The 21,233-nt window shown below is 72.7% G+C and carries 20 protein-coding genes; 17 read left to right on the forward strand and 3 right to left on the reverse strand.

Annotated elements, in window-relative coordinates:
- The first annotated feature begins 121 nt into the window (after window positions 1-121).
- Window positions 122-1,717 (forward strand): AMP-binding protein, encoded by a 1,596-nt coding sequence (locus tag ACWC97_RS10590; RefSeq protein WP_450648642.1) that lies wholly within the window; start codon window positions 122-124, stop codon window positions 1,715-1,717.
- A 79-nt stretch (window positions 1,718-1,796) separates the two neighbouring features.
- Here ACWC97_RS10590 and ACWC97_RS10595 read toward each other — a convergent pair whose 3' ends face one another.
- Entirely contained in the window at window positions 1,797-2,663 is an 867-nt protein-coding gene (locus ACWC97_RS10595) for a phosphotransferase (RefSeq protein ID WP_385205644.1), read from the reverse strand.
- 173 nt (window positions 2,664-2,836) lie between these two features.
- Between ACWC97_RS10595 and ACWC97_RS10600 the strand changes: the two genes are divergently transcribed.
- The 10 genes from ACWC97_RS10600 (at window position 2,837) to ACWC97_RS10645 (ending at window position 13,847) form a co-directional block, all read left to right on the forward strand.
- Complete coding sequence (locus ACWC97_RS10600; protein ID WP_450648644.1) at window positions 2,837-3,664, forward strand: alpha/beta fold hydrolase; 828 nt, start codon at window positions 2,837-2,839, stop codon at window positions 3,662-3,664.
- 188 nt (window positions 3,665-3,852) lie between these two features.
- Window positions 3,853-5,160 (forward strand): VanZ family protein, encoded by a 1,308-nt coding sequence (locus tag ACWC97_RS10605; RefSeq protein WP_450648646.1) that lies wholly within the window; start codon window positions 3,853-3,855, stop codon window positions 5,158-5,160.
- A gap of 171 nt (window positions 5,161-5,331) precedes the next feature.
- The gene (locus ACWC97_RS10610; RefSeq protein WP_450648648.1) at window positions 5,332-6,072 is read left to right on the forward strand and encodes a hypothetical protein; all 741 of its coding nucleotides are present in this window, start codon (window positions 5,332-5,334) and stop codon (window positions 6,070-6,072) included.
- A 165-nt stretch (window positions 6,073-6,237) separates the two neighbouring features.
- Window positions 6,238-7,119, forward strand: coding sequence for a helix-turn-helix domain-containing protein (locus ACWC97_RS10615; protein WP_450648808.1), 882 nt, complete (start codon window positions 6,238-6,240; stop codon window positions 7,117-7,119).
- An 87-nt stretch (window positions 7,120-7,206) separates the two neighbouring features.
- The gene (locus ACWC97_RS10620; RefSeq protein ID WP_450648650.1) at window positions 7,207-8,115 is read left to right on the forward strand and encodes an ABC transporter ATP-binding protein; all 909 of its coding nucleotides are present in this window, start codon (window positions 7,207-7,209) and stop codon (window positions 8,113-8,115) included.
- 73 nt (window positions 8,116-8,188) lie between these two features.
- Complete coding sequence (locus ACWC97_RS10625; protein WP_450648652.1) at window positions 8,189-9,298, forward strand: iron-siderophore ABC transporter substrate-binding protein; 1,110 nt, start codon at window positions 8,189-8,191, stop codon at window positions 9,296-9,298.
- Window positions 9,295-11,373, forward strand: a complete 2,079-nt coding sequence (locus ACWC97_RS10630) for an iron ABC transporter permease (protein WP_450648654.1) — start codon at window positions 9,295-9,297, stop codon at window positions 11,371-11,373. Before ACWC97_RS10625 ends, ACWC97_RS10630 begins: the two co-directional genes overlap by 4 nt.
- A 40-nt stretch (window positions 11,374-11,413) precedes the next feature.
- Complete coding sequence (locus ACWC97_RS10635) at window positions 11,414-12,469, forward strand: peptidase C39 family protein (RefSeq protein WP_450648656.1); 1,056 nt, start codon at window positions 11,414-11,416, stop codon at window positions 12,467-12,469.
- A 170-nt stretch (window positions 12,470-12,639) separates the two neighbouring features.
- On the forward strand, window positions 12,640-13,284 hold the full coding sequence (locus ACWC97_RS10640) for a TetR/AcrR family transcriptional regulator (RefSeq protein WP_450648810.1): 645 nt from the start codon (window positions 12,640-12,642) through the stop codon (window positions 13,282-13,284).
- The gene (locus tag ACWC97_RS10645) at window positions 13,281-13,847 is read left to right on the forward strand and encodes a DUF2087 domain-containing protein (protein ID WP_450648658.1); all 567 of its coding nucleotides are present in this window, start codon (window positions 13,281-13,283) and stop codon (window positions 13,845-13,847) included. Before ACWC97_RS10640 ends, ACWC97_RS10645 begins: the two co-directional genes overlap by 4 nt.
- On the opposite strand, the gene lepB is transcribed toward ACWC97_RS10645, so the two are convergent.
- Entirely contained in the window at window positions 13,834-14,481 is a 648-nt protein-coding gene (lepB, locus tag ACWC97_RS10650) for a signal peptidase I (protein WP_450648660.1), read from the reverse strand. The genes ACWC97_RS10645 and lepB overlap by 14 nt on opposite strands.
- A 103-nt stretch (window positions 14,482-14,584) precedes the next feature.
- Window positions 14,585-15,433 (reverse strand): nucleotidyltransferase domain-containing protein, encoded by an 849-nt coding sequence (locus tag ACWC97_RS10655; RefSeq protein WP_352273180.1) that lies wholly within the window; start codon window positions 15,431-15,433, stop codon window positions 14,585-14,587.
- A 364-nt stretch (window positions 15,434-15,797) separates the two neighbouring features.
- Between ACWC97_RS10655 and ACWC97_RS10660 the strand changes: the two genes are divergently transcribed.
- The 6 genes from ACWC97_RS10660 (at window position 15,798) to ACWC97_RS10685 (ending at window position 21,211) form a co-directional block, all read left to right on the forward strand.
- On the forward strand, window positions 15,798-16,697 hold the full coding sequence (locus tag ACWC97_RS10660) for a helix-turn-helix transcriptional regulator (protein ID WP_352273181.1): 900 nt from the start codon (window positions 15,798-15,800) through the stop codon (window positions 16,695-16,697).
- 81 nt (window positions 16,698-16,778) lie between these two features.
- On the forward strand, window positions 16,779-17,300 hold the full coding sequence (locus ACWC97_RS10665; protein ID WP_352273182.1) for a hypothetical protein: 522 nt from the start codon (window positions 16,779-16,781) through the stop codon (window positions 17,298-17,300).
- A gap of 18 nt (window positions 17,301-17,318) precedes the next feature.
- Window positions 17,319-17,969, forward strand: a complete 651-nt coding sequence (locus ACWC97_RS10670; RefSeq protein WP_450648662.1) for a class I SAM-dependent DNA methyltransferase — start codon at window positions 17,319-17,321, stop codon at window positions 17,967-17,969.
- On the forward strand, window positions 17,966-18,568 hold the full coding sequence (locus tag ACWC97_RS10675; protein WP_450648664.1) for a hypothetical protein: 603 nt from the start codon (window positions 17,966-17,968) through the stop codon (window positions 18,566-18,568). The genes ACWC97_RS10670 and ACWC97_RS10675 overlap by 4 nt, the downstream gene beginning before the upstream one ends.
- A complete protein-coding gene (locus ACWC97_RS10680) occupies window positions 18,565-19,920 on the forward strand; it encodes a hypothetical protein (RefSeq protein WP_450648666.1) in 1,356 nt (451 codons plus the stop codon). The genes ACWC97_RS10675 and ACWC97_RS10680 overlap by 4 nt, the downstream gene beginning before the upstream one ends.
- Window positions 19,921-19,924: 4 nt before the next feature.
- Complete coding sequence (locus ACWC97_RS10685; protein WP_450648668.1) at window positions 19,925-21,211, forward strand: hypothetical protein; 1,287 nt, start codon at window positions 19,925-19,927, stop codon at window positions 21,209-21,211.
- The last annotated feature ends 22 nt before the right edge of the window (window positions 21,212-21,233 follow it).

The raw sequence follows: 21,233 nt of genomic DNA on the forward strand, positions 1-21,233 counted from the left end.
GACGTCGAGGCCGCGGTGGCCGATCGGAGTCCGGCGGGCGGCACGGTGACGGATCATGGCGGCGACAGGTCGTTCGTGTCCCCGCGCAGGGACACGTCGGTACTTCAGAAGGGACCCTTCCGTGCCTCCAACGCCTGAATTCCGCAACTACGTCGAGATCATCCTCGACGGGCTCGACAGCACCCCGGGGCAGCGGATCGTCGTGGGTGAGGAGCGTGCCTTCACCGCGGTCGAGTTCCGCTCCTTGGTCCACCGCCTGGCGCGCGCCCTGCGGGAGCGCGGGGTCGGTCCGGGCAGGACGGTCACGCTGCTGTGCGGGAATCTCCCGGAGACGATCGCCGTGCGGTACGCGGTCAACCTGCTGGGCGCGCACTTCAACCACCTCTACAACCGGCTCTCCGCCGAGGTGCAGGCGCTGATGATGGCCGATGTCGACACCTACGCGTTCATCGTCGATCCGCGCCTGGCCACCCGGGGCGCCGAACTCGTCCGGGCCGTTCCACCCATGCGGCACGTCCTGGTGCTCGGTGGGGACCCCGGCCCCGGACCGCAGGGGACCGACCGGGCGGAGGGCCTGGGCGAGGACCTTCTCGCTCTCGCCGCCGAGCAGCCGGACACTCCGGTCACCAGTGCCGCCCGGCCCGAGGATCTGTGCTTCATCCGGCACTCGGGAGGGACCACCGGTCATCCCAAGGGGGTACGCAGCACGTTCGCCAGGATGCACGAAGGGATCGCGCGGACCAGGGAACTGTTCAGCGGGACGGGGCGGCGCGACCTGGTGTGCACTCCGCTGTCGCATGCCGCCGGATTCATCGCGGACGGCACGCTCTCCTCGGGCGGCACCGTCTTCCTGCACTACGCCTTCGACCCGGGAGAGGTACTGGCCACGATCGCCCGTGAGCGGATCACGAACATGATGCTGCTGCCTCCGCTGCTCTACCAGGTCCTCGACCACCCCGACGCCGGGCGCACCGACACCTCCAGCCTCCAGCAGATCACCTACGGCGGCACACCGTCCTCCCCGACCCGCATCGCCCAGGCGGTACGACGTCTGGGGCGGGTGCTGCAGCAGGGGTACGGGCAGTTCGAGGCGGGAGCGGTGAGCGTACTGCCCGCCGCCGAGCACGATCCCGACCGCCTCGACATCCTGCGCACCGCGGGACGTCCGGTGCCCGGCGTCGAGGTCGAGATCCGCGACCCGGACCACGGCACACCACTGCCCGTCGGCGAGGTCGGGGAAATCTGTGTGCGCAGCGCGGACGGAATGATGGAGGGGTACTGGAAGAACCCCGAACTCACCGCGCAGGTCCTGCGGGACGGTTGGGTGCACACCGGCGACCTCGGCCTACTGGACAGCCAGGGCTACCTGACCGTGGTCGACCGGATCAAGGACATGATCGCGGTGGTCGGTGGCCACGTGTACACCACCGAACTGGAGGACTTCCTCCACACCCACCCCGCCGTTCGGCAGAGCGCCGTCTACGGCGTGAAGGGCGAGGGCGGCTACGAGCGCGTCCACGCCACCGTCGTCACCGCCCCCGGCGTTCCCGTATCCGTGGCGGAACTCCGCGCCTGGGTCCGGGAGGGGCGGGGAGCGATGTACGAGCCCGACCGCATCGATCTCGCCGACGCCCTGCCGCTGACCGACGCGGGCAAGCCCGACAAGAAGCTCCTGCGGTCCCGCGGCACGGGCATCCCCGCCCCGTCGGCCGACTGACGCGGCGTGGGTGCGCCGGCCGCTTCCGTTCGAAGGGGCCGGCGTCCGACCTTGCCCGTCCGCCCGGTCTCCGGCGTTCTCACCGACCGTCCAGTCGCCCGGTCAAGGTGTCGAGCGTCGGCCAGGGCGGCCCCGCGCGCAGGGACCGCAGCATCTCCTCCCCGAATCGCCTCCCGTTGGGGAACTGGTCGCCACGTTCCCAACGCCACGCGGCGACCATCGCGATGACGAGCTGCCGGCACTCGTCCAGCAGCGCCCGGTCCACACCCGGGTAGTGCGCGCAGACCGCCTCGGGAGCATGGGCGAGATCGAACTCGACGGGGCCGCGGCAGCACGTCTCCAGGTCGATGAAGAGCGGGCCGTCCCCCGTGCTGAGCACATTGCCCGGATGCGGCTCGCCGTGGAGCAACTGCTCCACGGCGCCCCGGTCGTCGATCGCCCGTCGCAGGCCCGCCAGCCTGTCACCGAGGAACAGGCGGTCCGCGTCGGTGAGTTCCGGTGAGCGGTGCGGGTCGGCGACCACGTCCTCCGCCTCCGTGATCCGGTCCGTGAACCTCGGGCTCTCCACACCGATGCCGCGCATTCCGGCGTGCAGCCGCTCCAGCGCCCCGGCGTAGTCGGCCGGTGGGGTGTGCGGTGTCACGGGCTCGTAGTAGGTCCACAACGTCACGGCGAAGCCGTCGCGCCCGTACACGCGCGGCTCCACCCGAGGCTCCAGGGGACACACCGGGCACCCGGCCCCGGTGAGCCGCTGGGCGAGATCGACTTCGAACCGCGCGACCTCCTGCCCCACCGGGGCGACCCGAGCGAAGACGTCGCACGGCGTCAGCCGCAGCGCCAGCTTGTTCGAGTTGTGGAGGACGGTCGCGTCGTCGACCGGCAGGCCGAGCGATGCGGCGACCGAGGTCGCGGCAGCGATGGCACGCGTCACGTCGGGCTTGTCCATCCTCGAAGCCTGCCATGGACGCGCGGGCGGTGGGGGCGATGTCGGCGGACGCGGCGGACACGCCCGGGTGCCGGGCCCCGGCCCGCCCACCGGCGTCGGCCACGCACCGGGACGCGAGGGCTGTCCCGTAGGCTCGACGAAGTCGATGTTCTCCAGCTCCGGGAGGATGGCCCGTGACCGTGCACGTGACCGTGTGGGACGACCGCGACCCGGCCGGAGGTGCCCCCGCCCCGGCGGACGCCGCCCCCGCCCTCTTCGTTCACAACATCTTCAGCTGGGGCAGCGACCCCGCGTACGGATTCGCCGGACAACGGCCCCTCGCGGACGGTCGGCGGCTCCTCCTCTTGGACCGTCGGGGATACGGCGACAGCCCGGACACCGCGCGCAGCGACTTCGACGTCGACGCCGAGGACGTCCTGGAGATCCTCGAAGGCGAGGCCGTCACCGCCGCAGGGCCCGGCGGCGCCCACCTCGTGGGGCACGGGAACGGCGCCGTCGCCGCGCTCATCGCCGCCGCGCGCCGGCCCGACCTCGTCCGCTCCCTCGCCCTCGTCCAGCCGTCCGCCTTCACCGCAGCCGCGCACCATCCGGTCGTCGCCGCCCTCCTCGGCCGGGTGCGCGACGGCGCCCCCGGCATCCCGGACAGCGTCACACCGGAGCAGTATCTGCGGGCGTCCACCGAGGGGTTGGGGATGGCCATGCCCGATCCCACCCCGCGCCGGCTCCGCGCCGTCGCCACCTCCATGCGTGAACGGCCCATCTGGGAGGCGGAGATCCCGCTGGAGCCGATCCGGGCCGCCGCCCCGCCGGTCCTGGTGATCTGCGGCACCTGGGAGGACGCGCCGGACGCGTACCGCGAGCACGTGGGGCTCCCCCTCATGGCCGTGGCCGAGTCCCTCACGGACTCCCTCGGGGGCCGCCTCCTGCGGGTGCCCGGGTACTACCCGCACACCCAGGAAGCCACCGCCGTCAACGCCGCCCTGCGGGAGTTCTGGGGCTGACCCTGGTTCCACAACACTGGGCACCGGTTCGTTGCGTCGGGCGGGCCCGCATGGCGCGCGCGGCCCGGGCCGGCCCGGCGGGAGGACATATCCGAGTTCCGCGATCTCGCCCTCCAGGCCCAGGAGTTGGCATCCCGCCCGATACTCTGGCCGCTCCTCGCCATTTTCCAGAGAGACGACCAGACTCCATGCTGAAAGCGGTTTTTCACCATCAGGAACCTTTCCTCGCCTTCCTCATAGCCATCTCACTCATCAGCGGGTTGTCGGCCCACCGGCTCACCCGTAGTCGTGATTCACGTTCCTGGGCAGTCGCTGCGTTCGTCTTATTTCTGGTCATGGCCCTGGGGGTTACCGTCTTCCTGCCGGGCGGGGGCGTGGCAAGCGGGACCTGCACCGTCAACAGGGACTTCACCGAGCCGTTCAAGACGGAACAGGGCCTACTCAATGCCGCCATGTGCGTGCCTCTTGGGTTCTCCTCGATCCTGGCATTCCGGCGCCTCCTTCCCGTCGTCGTGTACGGGGTTCTGACGCCAGTCATCGTGGAGTTGACACAGGCGACCATTCCCTGGATCGGCCGTACCTGCGACAGCAGCGACGCTGAAATGAACGTCATCGGAGCACTTCTGGGAGCGGGCCTGGGGTGCGCACTGCTGAAACTTCGGGGTTCGAGCATCGAACCGTGGCGCCAGGGCGCGAAGCGGACAGCCGTCGCCGGTATCGGCACACTGACCGTCTGCGCGTGTATCTGGAATTTCGCCATCACGCCCATCGCCGTGGATGCCACCAGCCTTCGGTTCGCGAACGCCCGGGAGAAGGACGCTGCGCGAGCGGCACTCAAGGAGGCGTTCGGCGATCGGTATTCTCCGGTGAATGTGCAGGTCCAGCCCGGCTACGACGGCGGACCCGAAACGCTGCTCATTACTCTTCCCCACAGCTCGGCGTCACTGAGCTGGCCCGACAGGGCGAACTTCAGCGTCGAATTGGAAGCATTCCGCGCACCGAATCCGGACAGTTTCCCGGTGGACGGCGCATCCGGCAATCCGGAGAAAGCCGATGCCGCGTACGCGATCGCGCATCGCTACGCGATCGCACACTACGGATGGATCCTCAAGGGAATCGATCACGAGTCGACCCCTGTCGGGGACGGGGCGGAGTCCGGCTGGCTCATCAGTTGGCGGAACATCGAGGACGGCGTGGTCATGCCTCGGCGGCTCGACGTCCAGATCGATCGCGCCGGCCGGGTCTCGCGGCTGAACGTTCAGCGTGGTCCGCTGTCCGTGGCGCTCCCTCCTCGCCGGGTGGACCGTGCCCAGGCGGAATCCATCGTCACCGACACGTTCCTGAAGGATTCCAAGGCGGAAGTCGAGGCAGGCAGACTCATCGCGGTCATGGAGAAGGGCGAGTGGCGCGCCCGGTGGACCGTATCCGTGGCCTTCGACGCATCGGACGTTTCCGAGATGTACGTGGACGCCGAGACCGGCGAGGTTGGCCCCTGAGCACTGTTCCGCCGGGGCCGGGCCTGCGGCCGACCGTTCCGACGCCGAAACGCCAAATCGCCCTGTAGTCCGGCGACTTGCTCGATGAAACCGGACCGAATCCCACAGGCCCCCACGCAGTGCACATGCCACTCATTGTGTTTTCATGTGCGGCATGAAAACGAGGCATCGATGAACACCACTCGGTTCCCCGCGTTGGCCGGGGTCGTCTGCGCGGCCGTCCTCTGCGTCGGCTGCGGCTCGTCGGCGTCGGAGGAGCCGCAGGCCGACGGTCCGGCCGCGACGGCCGCCGTCGACAGCCCGTCGCCGTCGGCGCCCGCGGCGCCGACCGCGGACCCGGACGTGGTGCCGGGGTCGGTCCTGAAGACCTATCTGCCGACCAACCGCACCCTGCCCAAGGGGTGGAAGGTCTCCACCACGTTCACCGAGCACGACAGCGGGCCGAAGCCGGTGGCGCCGTCCGCCAACCCCGGCGCGGCGGCGAACTTCGGCTGCGATCAACTGTCCGAGCACGGCACGGAAGGGGCTCTCGGCGGCTGGGGCGCGTACGCCAACCTGGGGGTCACCGACCCGCACGCCCATGAGGTCGGGGTCATGGTGCGCGCCTACTCCGCCGGTCAGGCGTCGGAGGCGTTCGGGAACCTGAGGTCGCTGGAGGGGCTCTGCGGAACGACCTACGAGCCGAATTCGGCGGGACTGCTGAACAACCCGGTCACCATCACCGTCATCGCCGTCGACGGCATCGGGGACGAGGGCGTGCGCATCACGATCGACCGGAAGGCGTACGTCGGCCGGGAGACCGTCGTCACACGGGTCGGTGACCGGCTGCTGTCCGTGTCCTCCGACAACGACGGCGGGAAGTTCGCCGACGTCATGAAGTTGGCGAAGACCCTCACACCCCGGGTGAAGTAGGCCGCCCGGCTCAGCGGGTGGCCGGGGGTGTCCCGTACGGCCGCGTCTCCCCGGCGGCCCTCGGGCGGATCCGTCCGGGGCCGCCCCCGCCCCGGCCGTGGGGGCGGCAGCCTGGATAGACTCGCCCGTATGACCCGATCATCCCGTAATGGCACGAGTGCGGGGATGTGGCGGCGCGAGACGGGCACCGTGGTGCGCAGGGCGGTGGCAGCCGGGCACACGGGGAGCCCCTTCGCGATTCTCGCCGGGTCGCAGGTCCCGTCCGTACCCACGGAGTGGGTGCCGCACGCGCACGACCTGCACGAACTGGTCTGGGTGCGCGGGGGAACTCTGACATCCCGGGTGGAGGACCGCGTCCTCACCGTGTCCGAGGGGCACGGGCTGTGGATGCCGGCCGGGGTGGTGCACGGTGGGCGGACCACGGCGGGGGTCGAGTTCCACAGCGCCTTCTTCGCACCCGACCGCACCCCGGTCGCGTTCGGCTCCCCGACCGCGATCACGATGACGCCGGTCCTGGAGTCCCTGCTGACCCATCTGGCCCGCACGGACCTCGACGCCGGGGCCAGGGCACGGGCGGAGGCGGTCGTCTTCGACGTACTGCGGCCCTCGGAACGGCAGTTCGCCCTGCGGCTGCCCGGCGATCCCCGGATCGACCCCATCGCCGAGACCCTGCTGGACGACCCCGCCGACCCCCGCTCGCTGGACGGGTGGGCGCGGACGCTGGGGATCAGCGACCGTACGATCGCCCGCGCCTTCCGCCGGACGACCGGGCTCTCCTTCGCGCAGTGGCGGCAGATGCTGCGCGCCCATCACGCACTGACCCTGCTCTCCGAGGGTCTCGACGTGCGGGACGTCTCCGATTCCCTGGGGTACGCGCAGCCCAGCACTTTCATCGCCGCCTTCCGGCGCGTCATGGGCACGACCCCGGGCGCCTTCTTCGACGAACCGGGCGAAGCGGCCGGAACGGTCGGAGCGGCCGGAGCCGGCCGGGCCGGTGGCGCCCCGGACGGTGTCCGGAATCCCGCATCGGGTGTCCAGAACTCCTGATTGCCGCCACGACAAGCGGAAGATAGGGTTCCCTTAGTTAGGTAACCCTTAGTTGCCGCTGTCCGCTCCAGTCACCCGGATCCCTCGATGCTCACTCGCTCCTCCCGACGCACCGCCGCGCGCGCCGCCACCCCCGCCTCCGGCCCCGCCGACGCCCCCGCCCGTTCGGCGCCGGTCCCCCTCGGCGGCCACGACCTGGTCCTGCGTTACGGCAGGGCGCCGGTGGTCCACGGCGTCTCACTGACCCTGGAACCGGGGCGCGCCACCGCGCTGGTGGGGCCGAACGGCAGTGGGAAGTCGACGCTGCTGCGGGCGCTCGCCCGGCTCCACCCGGCCGACGGCGGCCGGGTGACGCTCGGCGGCCGCGACGGAGCCCCCGAGCGCGCGGCGGCGCTGCTGAGCGCGCGCCGGTTCGCGCGGGAGGTCACGCTGTTCTCCCAGTCGAGGCCCGCGCCGCAGGGGCTGACGGTCGCGGAGGTCGTGGCCTTCGGGCGCCATCCCTACCGGCGCGGCTTCGGCGGGCCGACCGGCGACGACCGCGACGCCGTCCGGCGCGCCATGGGCGTCACCGGGGTCGGGCACATGGCCGGGCGGCCGGTCGGCGAGCTCTCCGGCGGGGAGATGCAGCGCGTCTGGCTCGCGGCCTGCCTGGCCCAGGACACCGGGGTCGTCCTGCTGGACGAGCCGACGAACCACCTGGATCTGCGCTACCAGATCGAGACGCTCGACCTGGTGCGCGATCTGGTCGAGGAGCACGGCGTCGCGGTCGGGATCGTGCTGCACGACCTCGACCACGCCTCCCGCGTCGCGGACACCGTCGTCCTGATGGGCGCCGGCCGGGTGCACGCGGTGGGCGCCCCCGTCGACGTCCTCACCGCGCGGAACATCGGCGCGGTCTACGACATCCGCGTCGAGGTCGCGGTGGAACCCCGTACCGGCCGGCTCCGTATCGACCCGCTCGGGCGGCACTCCGCCCGCACCGCCGCCACCACCTGAACCACCCCTCATCCCCAGCACCTTGAGCACCTCGCGTGCTCGCCCTTCTGAACCATCCGAAAGAGGAACTGCCATGAACCGTGCCCGTCGCCTGGCGGCATCGGCCGCCACCGGCCTCGCCGTCGTACTCTCCGCGACGGCCTGCGGCACGACCAGCGTCGACACGGCGGACCAGGCCGCCGGTGCCACGCCGCCCGGGTCGCCCGGGTCGAAGAGCTGCGCCGACGACAGGACGGCCACGTCGACCGGACCGGTGTCGTTCAAGGACGGCGTCGGCCGTCAGGTGACGCTCGACAAGCCCGCCGAGCGGATCGCGGTCCTGGAGTGGCAGCAGATCGAGGACGCGCTCACCCTGTGCGTCACGCCGGTCGCGGTCTCCGACGCCAAGGGCTACCGCACCTGGGTCAGCGCGGAGAAGCTGCCCGGCAAGGTGACCGACATCGGCACCCGCGAGGAACCCGACCTGGACACCCTCGCCGCGGCCAAGCCCGACCTCGTCGTCGTCGAGGCGTTCAAGGCCGACGACGAGATCGTCAAGAAGCTGGAGAAGCGCGGCGTGCCGGTGATGGTCACGAAGGGCGCGGACCCGGCCGACCCGATCGGCAACATGCGGAACGTGTTCGGCATGATCGGCAAGGCCACCGGGCGCACCGAACGGTCCGACCAGGTGCTGAAGGAGTTCGACGTGCACCTCGCCACGGCGAAGCAGAAGGTGGCCGACGCCGACCTGCCGACGAAGGACTTCCTCTTCTTCGACGGCTGGCTCCAGGGCGGCAACCTCACCGTCCGCCCCTACGGCAAGGGCGCCCTGTTCACCGCGATAGGCGAGGAACTCGGCATGACCCCCGCGTGGACCGACGCGGTCGACAAGGCCCACGGGAGCGGCGGCGTCGACCCCTCGTACGGGCTGGCGCAGACCGACGTCGAGGGGCTGACCGCGGTCGGGAAGGCCAACCTCTTCTACGCCAACGACGAGGGCGCGGGCGGCTACGTCGCGGCTCTGGCGAAGAACCCGATCTGGAAGTCGATCCCGGCCGTGAAGGAGGGCCGCGCGCACGCCTTCCCGGCCCGGGTCTGGGGTGCGGGCGGCCCGCGCTCCTGCGCGCAGGCGATCGACGCGTACGTCGACGTGCTCGACAGGAACACCGCCGCGGACGCCGACGAGAACACCGGCGAGAAGTGAGCGCACCGGATACGACGGCCCCCGGCCGGGGCGGACTGCGGGCCGGGGCGGCCGTCCTGGCGGCCCTGCTCGTCGCGGTCTTCGCGGTGGGCCTGTGGCATCTGACGCAGGGAACGTCCGGGCTGGGCGCCCGGGATCTGCTGCGCCACCTCGCCGGGGAGCGCGGGGGCCCGGACGGCGCGCGGGTCGGGGAGATCTTCACCGGCTCGCGGCTGCCCCGGCTGCTCGCGGGGGTGGCGGTGGGGTTCGCGCTCGGCTGCGCCGGTGCGCTCCTCCAGTCCGTCACGCGCAACGCCCTCGCCTCCCCGGACACCCTCGCGGTCACCGCCGGGGCCTACTTCACGCTCTCGGCCGTCGCCGCCTTCGGTATCGCCGTCCCGCTGTGGGCGTCGGGCGCGGTCGCCTTCACCGGGGGGCTGCTCGCGGCGGCGCTGGTGCTGGCGCTCACCGGCCGGGCCGCGGGCACCTCGGGCACCCGTCTCGTCCTCGCCGGGTCGGCGACGGCGATGGCCCTGGACTCGGCGACCGGGATGCTGCTCGTCCTGTTCCAGAAGAACACGACCGGCCTCTACGCCTGGGGCAGCGGTTCGCTGGCCCAGCTGAACATCGACGCGTCGGTGCGCGCCCTCCCGCTCCTGGCCGTGGTGGCGTGCGTCGCCCTGGTCCTCTCCCGGAGGCTGGACGTGCTGGGGCTCGGCGACGACACGGCCGCCTCCCTCGGGGTGCCGGTCCGTGCCACCCGGGTGGCCGCCGTGCTCTGCGCGGTGTTGCTGACCAGTACGGCGGTGACGCTCGCGGGCCCGATCGCCTTCGTCGGGCTCGGCGCCCCCGTCCTGGCCCGGCTGCTGGCGGGACGGGTCCGGGCACTGCGCCGGCACCTCTTTCTGGTGCCCGCCGCCGGGCTGCTCGGCGCCCTGCTGATCCTCCTCGCGGACGCGGGACTGCGCGCGGTGCAGGGGGCCGGGGAGGCCGCCGCGATCCCGACCGGGGTGCCGACCGCGCTGCTCGGCGCCGTCGTGATCGTGGTCCTCGCGCTCCGGCTGCGGGACACCGGCGGGGCCGGACGGGCGGCGGGCGGCCGGGTCGCCGCGCGGTCGCGCCGCTCGTACCTCCTCGTCGTGGCCGGGGCGGTGGCGCTGCTGGCGGCGGCGGTGCTCGTCGCGGTCCTCGCGGGCAGCCTCTGGCTGCGTACGGGTGACCTCGCGCTCTGGGCCCGGGGAGCCGCCCCGGACCTGATCGGCCAGGCACTCGACGACCGGGTGCCGAGGGTGGTCGCCGCGGTGCTCGCGGGGGCGGCGCTGGGGCTGGCCGGATGCGTGGTGCAGAGTTCCGTCCGCAATCCGCTGGCCGAGCCGGGGGTGCTCGGCATCACGGCGGGCGCCGGGCTGGGCGCGGCGGCCGTCGCGACCTCGGGGCTGTCCGGCGGGCACCCGCTGCTCGTCGTGGCGGCGGTGGCGACCGGGCTCGCCACGTTCGCGCTGATCGCCGTGCTCGCCCGGCGCGGCGGCTTCCTGCCCGACCGGTTCGTCCTGATCGGCATCGGCTGCGGGTACGGCCTCAGCTCCGTCACCACCTTCCTGCTGCTGCGCGCGGACCCGTGGAACACGCCCCGGATCTTCACCTGGCTCTCCGGGACGACCTACGGGCGCACCCTGCCCGATGTCGTACCGGTCGCGGTGGCGGTGGCCGTGGCGCTGCCCGTGCTGCTCGCCATGCGGCACCGGCTCGATCTGCTCGCCGTCGACGAGGACACGCCCCGGGTGGTCGGCGTCCGGCCGGAACGCACCCGGTTCGCCGCGCTGACGATCGCCGCGGTGCTCGCGGCGCTGAGCGTGCTCGCCGTCGGTGTCGTCGGGTTCGTGGGGCTCGTCGCCCCGCATCTCGCCCGGTCGTTGGTGGGCGCCCGGCACGGCCGGGTGATCCCGGTGGCGATGCTGCTCGGCGCGCTGCTGGTCTGCGTGGCCGACGCGCTGGGCCGCACGCTCGTCGCCCCGGCCCAGCTGCCCGCGGGGCTGATGATCTCGCTGGTCGGAGCCCCCTACTTCATCTGGATGCTCGGGAGGTCCCGCGCATGACGTTCCGTTGCCCCGTCCGTACGAGCGGAGGAGTCCGCCCGTGAACAGCGGCGCCGTTGTCGTCGTCCCGTTCGATCCCGCCGCTCCCCCGGCCGCGCTGGCCCGGCTCGGCGATGTGCCGGGGCGCTGGCGGGACGTCGACCGTTCCGCCCATGCCCCGCGTCTGGTGGCCGTCGCCCGGGAGGACGGCGCGGGCTGGGCGGCCGCCGCGCTCGTGACGGCCCGTCCGGAAACCGCCTACCTGAAGATCGTCGACGCGGTCGGCGACGTGACGGCGGCCGCCGGGGCGGTGGTCGGCCACGCACGCCGCCGGGGGCTCGTCCAGATCAAATGGGAAGGGTGGACGGTGGACCCGGAGGCCGCCCTCGCCGCCGGATTCGCGCCGCTGCGCGCCCCGTTGACGGCGACCGGGCCGGACGCCCCGCCCACCGGATACGTGCGCTGGCTGCCCGGCCCGGAGGCGGCCGTCCCGGAGCCCGCGTACTACGGGCAGACCACCCACTTCACCTGCGGCGCGGTCACCGCCCTGGTCGCGCGGGCCCATGCGGGGGCCGTGCCATGGGCCTCGCTCGACCGTACGGCGGAGCTGACGCTCTGGCGGGAGGCGACGAACTTCCCCGCGTGCGAACCCGTCGGCCTGGGCGTCGCCGTCCGCCGCGCGTGGCCCTCGGCCCCGGTCACCGTCCACCTCGACACCGACCGGCCGGTGCTGCTCGACCACTGCACCCAGGAGGAACGGGACTGGCGCGCCGTGCTCCAGCACGCGTCACGGGAGGAGGCGGGACGGACCGGGCTGCCGGTCGAGCCCTCCCACCTGCCCGTAACCGCGATCCGGGACGCGGTCGCCCGGCGGGGCCATGTGCTGCTCCTGGTCTCGCTCGCCGCGATGCAGGGCTTCGACGTACCGCACTGGGTGCTCTGCCACGGAGCCGCGCCCGGCGCCCTCGTGATCGAGGACCCCTGGTCACAGACCGCCTCGGGCGACACCTGGGTCGACGCCCATCTGCTGCCGGTGCCCGATCCGTCGCTGGACGCGATGTCGCTGATCCCCGGGGAGGCTCCATTCCGCGGCGCCGTGGTCGTGGGCGCCCCGTAGGGCACTTCGGGCAGCCTCGAAAACCTTTTGGATACGGAACCGTATGCGAATACAGTCCTGTATCCGAAAGCACGTCACCTGACGGGACGGCACAGCACAGGAGGGAGGCGGTCCCCATCACCGAGCGGCTCACCCGGCAGCAGAGCCGGCAGCTCACCCGCGAACGGCTCCTGGAAGCGGCGGCCCGGCTCTTCGCCGACCAGGGGGTCGGCGGAACGTCGGTCGAGCAGATCGTGGAGGCCGCCGGCTACACCCGGGGCGCCTTCTACGGCAACTTCGACGGTAAGCACGAGCTCGTCCTGGCCCTGCTGGAGGAGCGGACGCGGCACGAACTGGCCGAGGTCCGGGCGATGGACGTCGGGGCGGACGGCTTCGAGGAGACCCTCGACCGGCTCCGCGCCTGGCACCGCCGCCGCGACGAGAACCTCGCCGGCTGGCTCGCCCTGCGCACCGAACTCTGGCTCTACGCACTGCGCGACCCGGAGCTGCGGCCCGTGCTGGCGGAGCGCGAGCGCCGCTCCCGGGAGACCATAGCCCGCTCGCTGGAGCAGGGGTTCGCCGAACGCGGCATCGCCCTGCCGGCCCCGGTGGAACAACTCGCACTGATCGTGCACGCGTTGGACGACGGGCTGTCCATCCAGCGGGTGCTCGCCCCCACCGGCGGCGGATCGGAATCCGTCGTGGACGCGGTGGAGCTCCTGCTCGCCTCCTGGGCCGCGCTCGCCCGCACCTCCCCGCCCGCCGTGACCCGCCCGGAGGACCCTGCCCCCGGAGTGGCGGCGGCATCGACGGAACAGGAAGAGGAGAAACCATGACATCCCGCGAACCCGCCTTCACCCCCGACGAGTTCACCCTCGCGCTGGCCGACCCGGCATCGCGCCGCGTCTTCGGCGCGGTCGCCCTCGGATCGTCCACCCCGTCCGCGATCCTCGCGGCCACGGGGCTCGACGCCCCGGTGGCGGCCAAGGCCATCGGCCGGCTGACCCGGGCGGGACTGCTCGTGGCCGGGGGAAACGGCCGGCTCGCCGTCGACGAGACCGCCGTGGCGCGGGCCGCGGAGTCCGCCGGGCGCCGTCGGGAGGAGGAGGCCGCCGCCGAGCAGCCCGACGCCCGGCTCCGCGGCTTCGTACGCGGCCGGGCCCTGCTGCGGCTCCCCGAGGAGACGGCCCCCGAGGCGCGCGAGGCGGTGCTGCGGCACGTGGCCGCGGCCGCCTTCGCGCCCTCGGACGAGGAGTACGACGAACGCGCGGTGACGGAGCGTCTGGAGCCGTGGTGCCAGGCCGGGGCCACGGACGCGGTGTCGCTGCGCCGGGCCCTGGTCGACCTCGGGGTGCTGCACCGCGAGGCGGGGCGGTACCGCCTCATCACCGGCCGGTAGCCGGCGGACGCGCCGCGGCGCTCCGCCCGGCCGCGTATCCTCCGATCCCCAGGCCGAGCCCGATCACGGCAAGCACTCCGCCGAACGCACCGAGCCCCAGGAGCAGCACCGGTGCGACGACGTCGCCCCGTACCCGCCCGAGCACCCCGGAGGCCGCCACACTGCCCGACCGCTCGTCGAGGAAGAACCGCGAGTCGTTCGCGTCGCCCCGGTTGTCGCCCAGCAGGAACAGCCGCCCCTGCGGCACCGTCACGTCGTACGGATCCAGGGGTGCCGTGCCGCGTCGCACATAGGGTTCGTCGGCCGGCTTCCCGTTCACCGTGACCCGGTCGCCGTCGGACACCACACGGTCGCCGCCCCTCCCGATGACACGCTGGAGGACCGGCTGGTCCCCGTAGCGGCCGGGCACCCGGACGAGTACGACGTCGCCCCGGCGGATCGCGTCGGCGTCCACCCGCTCGGCCACCAGCCGGTCGCCCCTGCGGTACGTGGGCTCCATCGCCGAGCCGACGACGGTGATTCCCCGGTAGGCCGTGAAGAAGTACCCCGCGCCCACCGCCGTCAGGACCAGCCCGAGCGGCACCAGCACCCGGGCCGCCACCCTCAGTCCGTGTCCCGCTCTCCGCCGCCGCATGAACCCCACCCCTCCCGGGACCGCCCGGGACCGGACGGACCAGCAGAGGATAGGAGGGCGGGGGACGCGGACGGGCCCCGGGGGTCCCGGTCTTCTTCCTCCCTCAGCCTTCCGTGCCCAGGCGCACGCAGCGGCGGGCGATGTCGAGGGAGCGCTCCAGGTCCGCACGGCCCCAGGTCCGGGCGGAGCCCTCGCCCCGGCGGGCGTCGAGCACCCGGGCGAGGTGCGGGCGGAACTCCGCGAAGAGCTCGGCGGCCAGCTCGCCGCCCTCCGACTTCGAGACGATCCGCCCCGTGCGGACCGTCGCCAGGAGGCGGGCCGGGCCCAGCGACATCCATTCGACCTCGAAGGCGGAGACCGGCCGGGTCGCCCCCTCGGCCAGGTGGAACCGCTCCGACAGATCGGCCCGGCCCCGCCAGTACTGGTCGAGATTGGCGCGGGAGAAGCCGACCGCCCCGTCCCGCGCGGCCCCCTCCTCGATCGGGAATCCGGCACTTCCCGCCGCGACCGCGCTCAACGCGCCGTCCCCGGCGAGCGGGACGCGCACCCCGCACTGCACGATGTTGAGCCAGGTCGGCCAGTTCATCGGCCCGTCCGTCGACTGGGGGTGCAGGACCCCGGCGACCGTCGCCACCACCGACCGGAGGGCATCGGGGCCCTTGGCCAGCCCGTCCCTCGTCACGTACATCGCGTCGACGGTGTGGCCGTACTCCTCCCGGGACCGCTCGTGCAGCGGCGCGACCGCCTCCCGGGCCGGGGCGTCGAGCTCCCGCTCCACCACGCAGACGAGGTCGACATCGCTCTCCGCCCGCCAGTCGCCGAGCGAAGCGGACCCCACCACCACGACATCGCGGAGGGTGTCCCCCAGGACATCGGCGAGCCGGTGCGTGAAACGCCGGGCGAGAACCCAGGGTTCCCGGCCGGGGTCGATCGGGGTTGAAGAAGTCAACACGACGCCTTTCTTCATATTTTTCTTCCCGCATTTCTTTGTGCTTTTCATCGTACTAGCGCAATGGCGCTTATTCCGGCGACATCGAACAGATCGGCGCACGAGGTCAAGCGATTGGTCGCCCCCTATCAATGACAGTGATATTTCACCAGCGGCAGTATGGGACGGACTGCTTCTGGAGGCCATGGACCCGGTTATTCACTAGAACGGGAGTTTGGAAATGCGGCACAGCGGTGAGACGGTGCCGTTGGGCGGTGCCGTCCGGCGGGGGGACCGGTGGAGGCCCGAAGGGGCCGTGTGGGCGCCATGGGCGGGGCGGGCCGGTGACCCCGGGCGCCGGGAGCCGGCGCTCCGCGGGCTCCGCCCGGTGCTGCGGACCACGGAGCTGGGCAGCGTCACGGCCCACCGGATCACGTTCCGGGGCGCCGGTTGCGTCCCCCATGCGCTGGAGGCCGATCCCGGGCGGCACGCGCTGGTGCTCAGCTCGTTCGGGGGGATCGGGGTGGCGCGGGCCGGGTGCGAACTCGTCGTGCGGGACGCGGCGGTGGCGCTCTGCGACACCCTGCTCCCCCTGGGCATCGGCCCGGCGCCGGAGAACCGGGCGGCGGCGGAGGCGGTCGTGATGGTCTTCCCGGGCTCCGCGATGCCGACGGTTCCGCCGGACGCCGCCGCGGCGCAGCTCCGGGTCCGCGAGGCGGCCGGTTCCGGGCCGCTGCTCCGTTCGTTCCTGGTCGAGGCGGCGGGCCGGGCGGCCGGGCTGGGCGCGCCCGAGGTGGCCCGGTTCGGCGACGCGGCCCTGCATCTGGCGGCGGCGGTGCTGGAGCGGCATTTCGTCGAGGCCGACGAGGTGTGCCCGCAGACCCAGCAGTACGAACTGATAACACGTATCCGGGGATTCATCGACCGCAATCTCGGCGACTGCGGCCTCACTCCGGGCCTGGTCGCCTCGGCCCATCACATCTCCCTGCGCTATCTGCAACGGCTGTTCAAGACGGAGGGAAGCACGCCGTCGGACTGGATCCGGCAGCGGAGGCTGGAGAACAGCCGCCGAGAACTCTGCGACGCCCGGCTGCGATCGGTTTCGGTCCGCGAGATCGGCCTGCGGAACGGATTCACCCAGCCGTCCGACTTCAGCCGGGTATTCCGGGCCCGGTACGGGCTGCCGCCGGGCAGGTTCCGGGACGACTGGTTCCGGCAGGACGCGATCGGCCAATCAGGTGGTCGCGTCTCGGCAATGACAGACCCTGCGACTGCAAGAAAAATCTAGTAGAGGCAGAAGAGCGGGAAAGCGAGAACCGGTTCGCCGTCGGCGGGCCCGGCCGATCCGTTTCACGGAAGGATTCACCCCGTGACCGTGCTGACGTCCAGGACCGATCTCGATATCGACCCCGATGAGCTCCGCGCCTCGGTGGAAAGCCTCTTGGAAAGGCATCCACTGGTCTTCGAGGGAACGCGGCAGCTCGCTCTCCAGCACCGGCCGCAGGCGTCGGACCCGTGGTACGAGGGGTGCCTGCGCCAGTCGCTGATCTCCTCGGACACGGATTTCACCGAGGTCCACGCCGAGTTGCGCGACAGCTATCTGGGCGAGGTCTTCGACCGGCTGCCGTTCACCCCCGTCCGCACCCGGATCATGGCGCTGGACGCGAAGCACTGCTATTCCGTGCACCGCGACCCGACACCCCGCTACCACCTCGCCGTCACCACCAGCGAGCACGCGCGCTTCGTGTTCGTCGAGCACGACAGAGTGGTGAACATTCCGGCCGACGGCCATCTGTACTACGTCGACACCCGGCAGTTGCACAGCGCGTTCAACGGGGGCGACGACCTGCGCATCCACATCGTTTTCGGAACGGACAACGAGCGGGAATAGCGGCCGGAGGAGTCGGGTGTGACGAATTTGGTGGCGCATTGGGACCACCGCGCCGAGAACTACGACGAGACACCGGGCAACGCGCTGACCGCCGAACAGGCGGCGGCGTGGAAATCGATGCTGGCGGAGGCGTTTCCCGCCCGTTCGGGGCGGCTGCTCGACATCGGCTGCGGGACGGGCACCTACACCCTGCTCTGCGCGGAGCTGGGCTTCGACGTCCACGGGGTGGACACCTCGGAGCGGATGCTCGCCCGGGCCCGGCGGAAGGCCCTCGAACGGCGCACCGGGGACGTCGGCCCGGCCGTCACGTTCGCGCGGCTCGACGCGGGGAACGCCGAGGGGCTCGGCGGCCCGTACGACGCGGTGTTCTCGCGGAACGTGCTGTGGACCGTGGCGGACCCCGGCCGGCTGGCGGCGGCGGTGGCGGCGCACCTGGCGCGGGACGCCGTGTGGATCGCCGTCGAGACGATCTGGGACGGCCGGCCGAACGGTGACTTCCGGGAGGTGGGCGGGGAGTTGCCGGGGTTCGGCGGCTGGCACCCCAACGTCCTGCGCGACATCTTCGCCCGGCACGGCTTCGCCCGTACCAGCTGGTCGAGCATCTCCCACCGGCCGGAGCTGGCGACGGCGGACCAGGACCTCCACGTGATGTTCCGGGTGAGCCGATGATCACTGTCGTCACGGGCCCCTGGGCGCTGCCGAGGATGGAGATCGCCCAGGCCGTCGCCGCCCGGCTCGGCACCCGGCCGGGCGGAGGGCAGGGCGAAAGGCCGGGCGGCCGGAGCGGTGTCGAGGTCGTCGACGGGGAGCAACTGGGCTTCGCGCTCATGGAGTTCCGTCCCGGCCTGCCGGACGACTTCCAGGAGGACCCCGTCTGGCAGGCGCTCTTCACCACCCTGTGCGTCCACACCGCCCGGCACAGCGCCGACGGCCGCGTCCTGGCGCCGATGAACATCCACTGCGGTGAGCGGCTGGCCCGCTTACGGGCCGGTCTCACGGCCCGGGGAGCGGCGGTCTCGGTGATCGGCCTGCGGGCGTCCCGGGAGTACTGCGAGGAGCTGGCCGACACCTACGCGTTCTTCGAACGGGGCTCGGCGGACTACCACCGGGTGCGGAGCTGGCAACTGGCTCGGCTCGACGCGTACCTGGCGTTCGCGGCCGCCTCCGGGACACCGGTCGACGACTGGGTGGAGCTGCTGCCCGGCATGTCGTCGGAGCAGGTGGTCTCCTCGCTCGTCCGGGCGATGACGGCCGGGGGGTGCCCATGACGGTCTGTCCGAAGGAGGCCTCGGCACCGGCCCGGGACCCCGGACACGCGGACGCGGAGTGCGTGGTCGCCTACCGGCGCCTGCGGCACGGGGTGTCCACCCCGCACCAGATCGGATACGGCCGCAACATGTACCCGGCCGCCCCGGAGCTCGTGGCGCGGGTCCGTTCCCTGGTCACGGTGCTGTTCGAGCAGCAGCGCATGACGGACTACTCGACCGGGTTCGACGGCTCCGACCGGGAGTTGATCAGCGCGCTCACCGCGCACTGGCTGGGCCGACCCGACATCGGACCGGGCGATGTGTTCGTCATGTCCGGGTCGACGGAGGCGATCAGTGTGGTCACCGGCTACCTCGCCGCGCGGGGGTACGCGTACGTGCTGCCGCTGCCCTGCTACTACGCCTTCGAGCAGTCCGCCCGCCGCCGGCGCATGCCGGTCGCCGCCCACTACAACGGGGACGGCCTGCTGTACCGGAGCCGGTCGCCCCGAGCCCGGTCCGGCGCGCCCCGGGCCCTGGTCGACATCGTGCCGAACGGGGTGACCGGCCGGCGCTTCCGGCTTCCCGGCGCCGCGGCAGGCGACTTCCGCGTCCTCGACTCGGTCTTCCAGGTCTCCGCGGCCCCGGGCGGGGAGGGCGGGGTGGACGACGGCCATCTGCTCGAGGCCGTCCGGGACCTCGACCTCGGCCGCGGCTGCGTGATGCTCACCGCGAGCAAGGACCTGTCGGTGCCCGGACTCCGCGCGGGCCTGCTGATCACCCGCGACCCCGGGCTGCGGCGGTACCTGGAGGCGGACCGGTTCGAGCGCTGCTACGCGCTGAGCCCGTTGTCCACCGCGGTCGTCGCGCTCTACGTCGCGCTGATGTGCGCCCGAGCCGCGCGGCGCGACGGCACGGTACCGGCGCGGCCCCGGCTGCTTCCCCCCGAGGTCGCGCCGGTCCGGCCGGGCGGCGACGACCCGCTCGTGCGGATGCTGTGGCGGTCGCCGGTCGTCGACGTCCTCGACCGGTACCTGCGCGGCATGGCCCGGCACTACGCCACCGTCCTCGCGGCCTACCGGAGCCGGCTCGTGCCCCTGGGCGTCGATCCGGTCCCCCGGTACCCGGAGACCGGCTACTCGATGTTCCTGCCGCTGCCGGTCCGGGTCGACGGCCCGGAGGGGGCGGTCGGCTGGTGCAACCGGGTCGGCCGGGAGGCCGGACTCAAGCTCAACCCGGCGGCGGTCTTCGGCGGCGGCGACGAGCCGTGGGCCGCCCTGTACGACTGCACCCGCCCCTGGGTGCGGTTCAACTGCTCGGTAACGGAGCCGGATGCCGTGCACACCGTGGGCATCCTCGAAACGGCGTTGGGGTGATGAGGTGACGCAGGGAACGGGCGGACGGACACCGAAGGGCACCACCGACCCACTGGCGCTGGGCAGGGCGATAGCCGAGGCCGACCGGCGGGCCGCGCACGCCCTCAACCTCGTGCCCAGCGAGAACCGCGTCTCGCCCCTGGCCTCGGTGCCGCTGGGCTCCGACTTCGCCAACCGGTACTTCTTCAACACCGCGGGCGACCCTCTGTTCTGGGAGTTCCGGGGCGGCGAGGACATCGCGCACATCGAGGCGCTCGGGGCCGGGGCGCTGCGGCGGATGGCCTCGGCGCGGTACTGCAACCTGCGGCCGGTCTCCGGGATGAGCGCGATGATCCTGACCATCGCCGCGCTCTCCGCGCCGGGCTCGGCCGTGGTCAGCGTCGACCAGGACTCCGGCGGCCACTACGCCACCCCGGCGCTGCTCGGCAGGCTGGGCCGCCGGTCCCGGCTGCTCGGCTGCCCGGGCGGCCGGGTCGACACCGAGGGGCTGGCCCGGGCGCTCGCCCCGGGCGACGTGGACCTGGTCTACGTGGACGTGCAGAACTGCGTCCGGGTGCCGGACTTCGCGGCGATGGCGGACGTCGTGCGGAGGGTGAGCCCGGCCACCCGGCTGTACGTGGACGCCAGCCACTATCTCGGGCTCGTGCTGGGCGGACTGGTGGAGAACCCCCTGCGGTGCGGGGCCGACGCCTTCGGCGGATCCACCCACAAGTCGTTCCCCGGGCCGCACAAGGGCGTGGTCTTCACCGAGGGGAAGGAGATCGACGAGAGTCTGCGCGCCGCCCAGTTCGACCTGGTCAGCAGTCACCACTTCGCGCAGACCCTGGCGTTGTCCCTGGCCGCGCTGGAGATCGAGCCCCGGATCGCGGAGTACGCCCGGACCACCCGCGACAACGCGCGACGGCTCGCCACCGCCCTGGCCGACGCCGGGTTCCGGGTCCACGGCGACCGGGGCGCCGGCTACACCGACACCCACCAGGTGTGGGTGGCGATGGACTCCCCGGCGGCCGCGTACACCCTGTCGAACCGGCTGGCCGAGGCGGGCATCCGGGTCAACCTCCAGTCGTCGATGCCCCGGATGCCCGGGGTGAACCTGCGCCTCGGGGCGAACGAGATCACCTTCCAGGGCGCCGGTCCACGGGCGATCGAGGAACTGGCAGCCGCCCTGGCCACGGCGCGGGAGAGACCGCTCGGGCCCCGGACCGCGAGCGGTATCCGCGCCCGGTTCGGTGCGCCCTTCTACACCGATCCCGAGAAGCTGGGAGTGGAGGCCGGGCTGTGTACGTGCTGACCGGAGGACCCCGCGGTGCCGG

It is taken from the genome of Streptomyces sp. NPDC001108, assembly GCF_053598535.1.

Excerpts from the sequence above, each read along its gene's own strand:
- lepB (WP_450648660.1), bottom strand. The coding sequence starts at position 14,481 with ATGCGGCGGCGGAGAGCGGGACACGGACTGAGGGTGGCGGCCCGGGTG.
- ACWC97_RS10620 (WP_450648650.1), top strand. The coding sequence starts at position 7,207 with ATGCTCACTCGCTCCTCCCGACGCACCGCCGCGCGCGCCGCCACCCCC.
- ACWC97_RS10615 (WP_450648808.1), top strand. The coding sequence starts at position 6,238 with ATGTGGCGGCGCGAGACGGGCACCGTGGTGCGCAGGGCGGTGGCAGCC.
- ACWC97_RS10680 (WP_450648666.1), top strand. The coding sequence starts at position 18,565 with ATGACGGTCTGTCCGAAGGAGGCCTCGGCACCGGCCCGGGACCCCGGA.
- ACWC97_RS10605 (WP_450648646.1), top strand. The coding sequence starts at position 3,853 with ATGCTGAAAGCGGTTTTTCACCATCAGGAACCTTTCCTCGCCTTCCTC.
- ACWC97_RS10625 (WP_450648652.1), top strand. The coding sequence starts at position 8,189 with ATGAACCGTGCCCGTCGCCTGGCGGCATCGGCCGCCACCGGCCTCGCC.
- ACWC97_RS10595 (WP_385205644.1), bottom strand. The coding sequence starts at position 2,663 with ATGGACAAGCCCGACGTGACGCGTGCCATCGCTGCCGCGACCTCGGTC.
- ACWC97_RS10610 (WP_450648648.1), top strand. The coding sequence starts at position 5,332 with ATGAACACCACTCGGTTCCCCGCGTTGGCCGGGGTCGTCTGCGCGGCC.
- ACWC97_RS10675 (WP_450648664.1), top strand. The coding sequence starts at position 17,966 with ATGATCACTGTCGTCACGGGCCCCTGGGCGCTGCCGAGGATGGAGATC.
- ACWC97_RS10645 (WP_450648658.1), top strand. The coding sequence starts at position 13,281 with ATGACATCCCGCGAACCCGCCTTCACCCCCGACGAGTTCACCCTCGCG.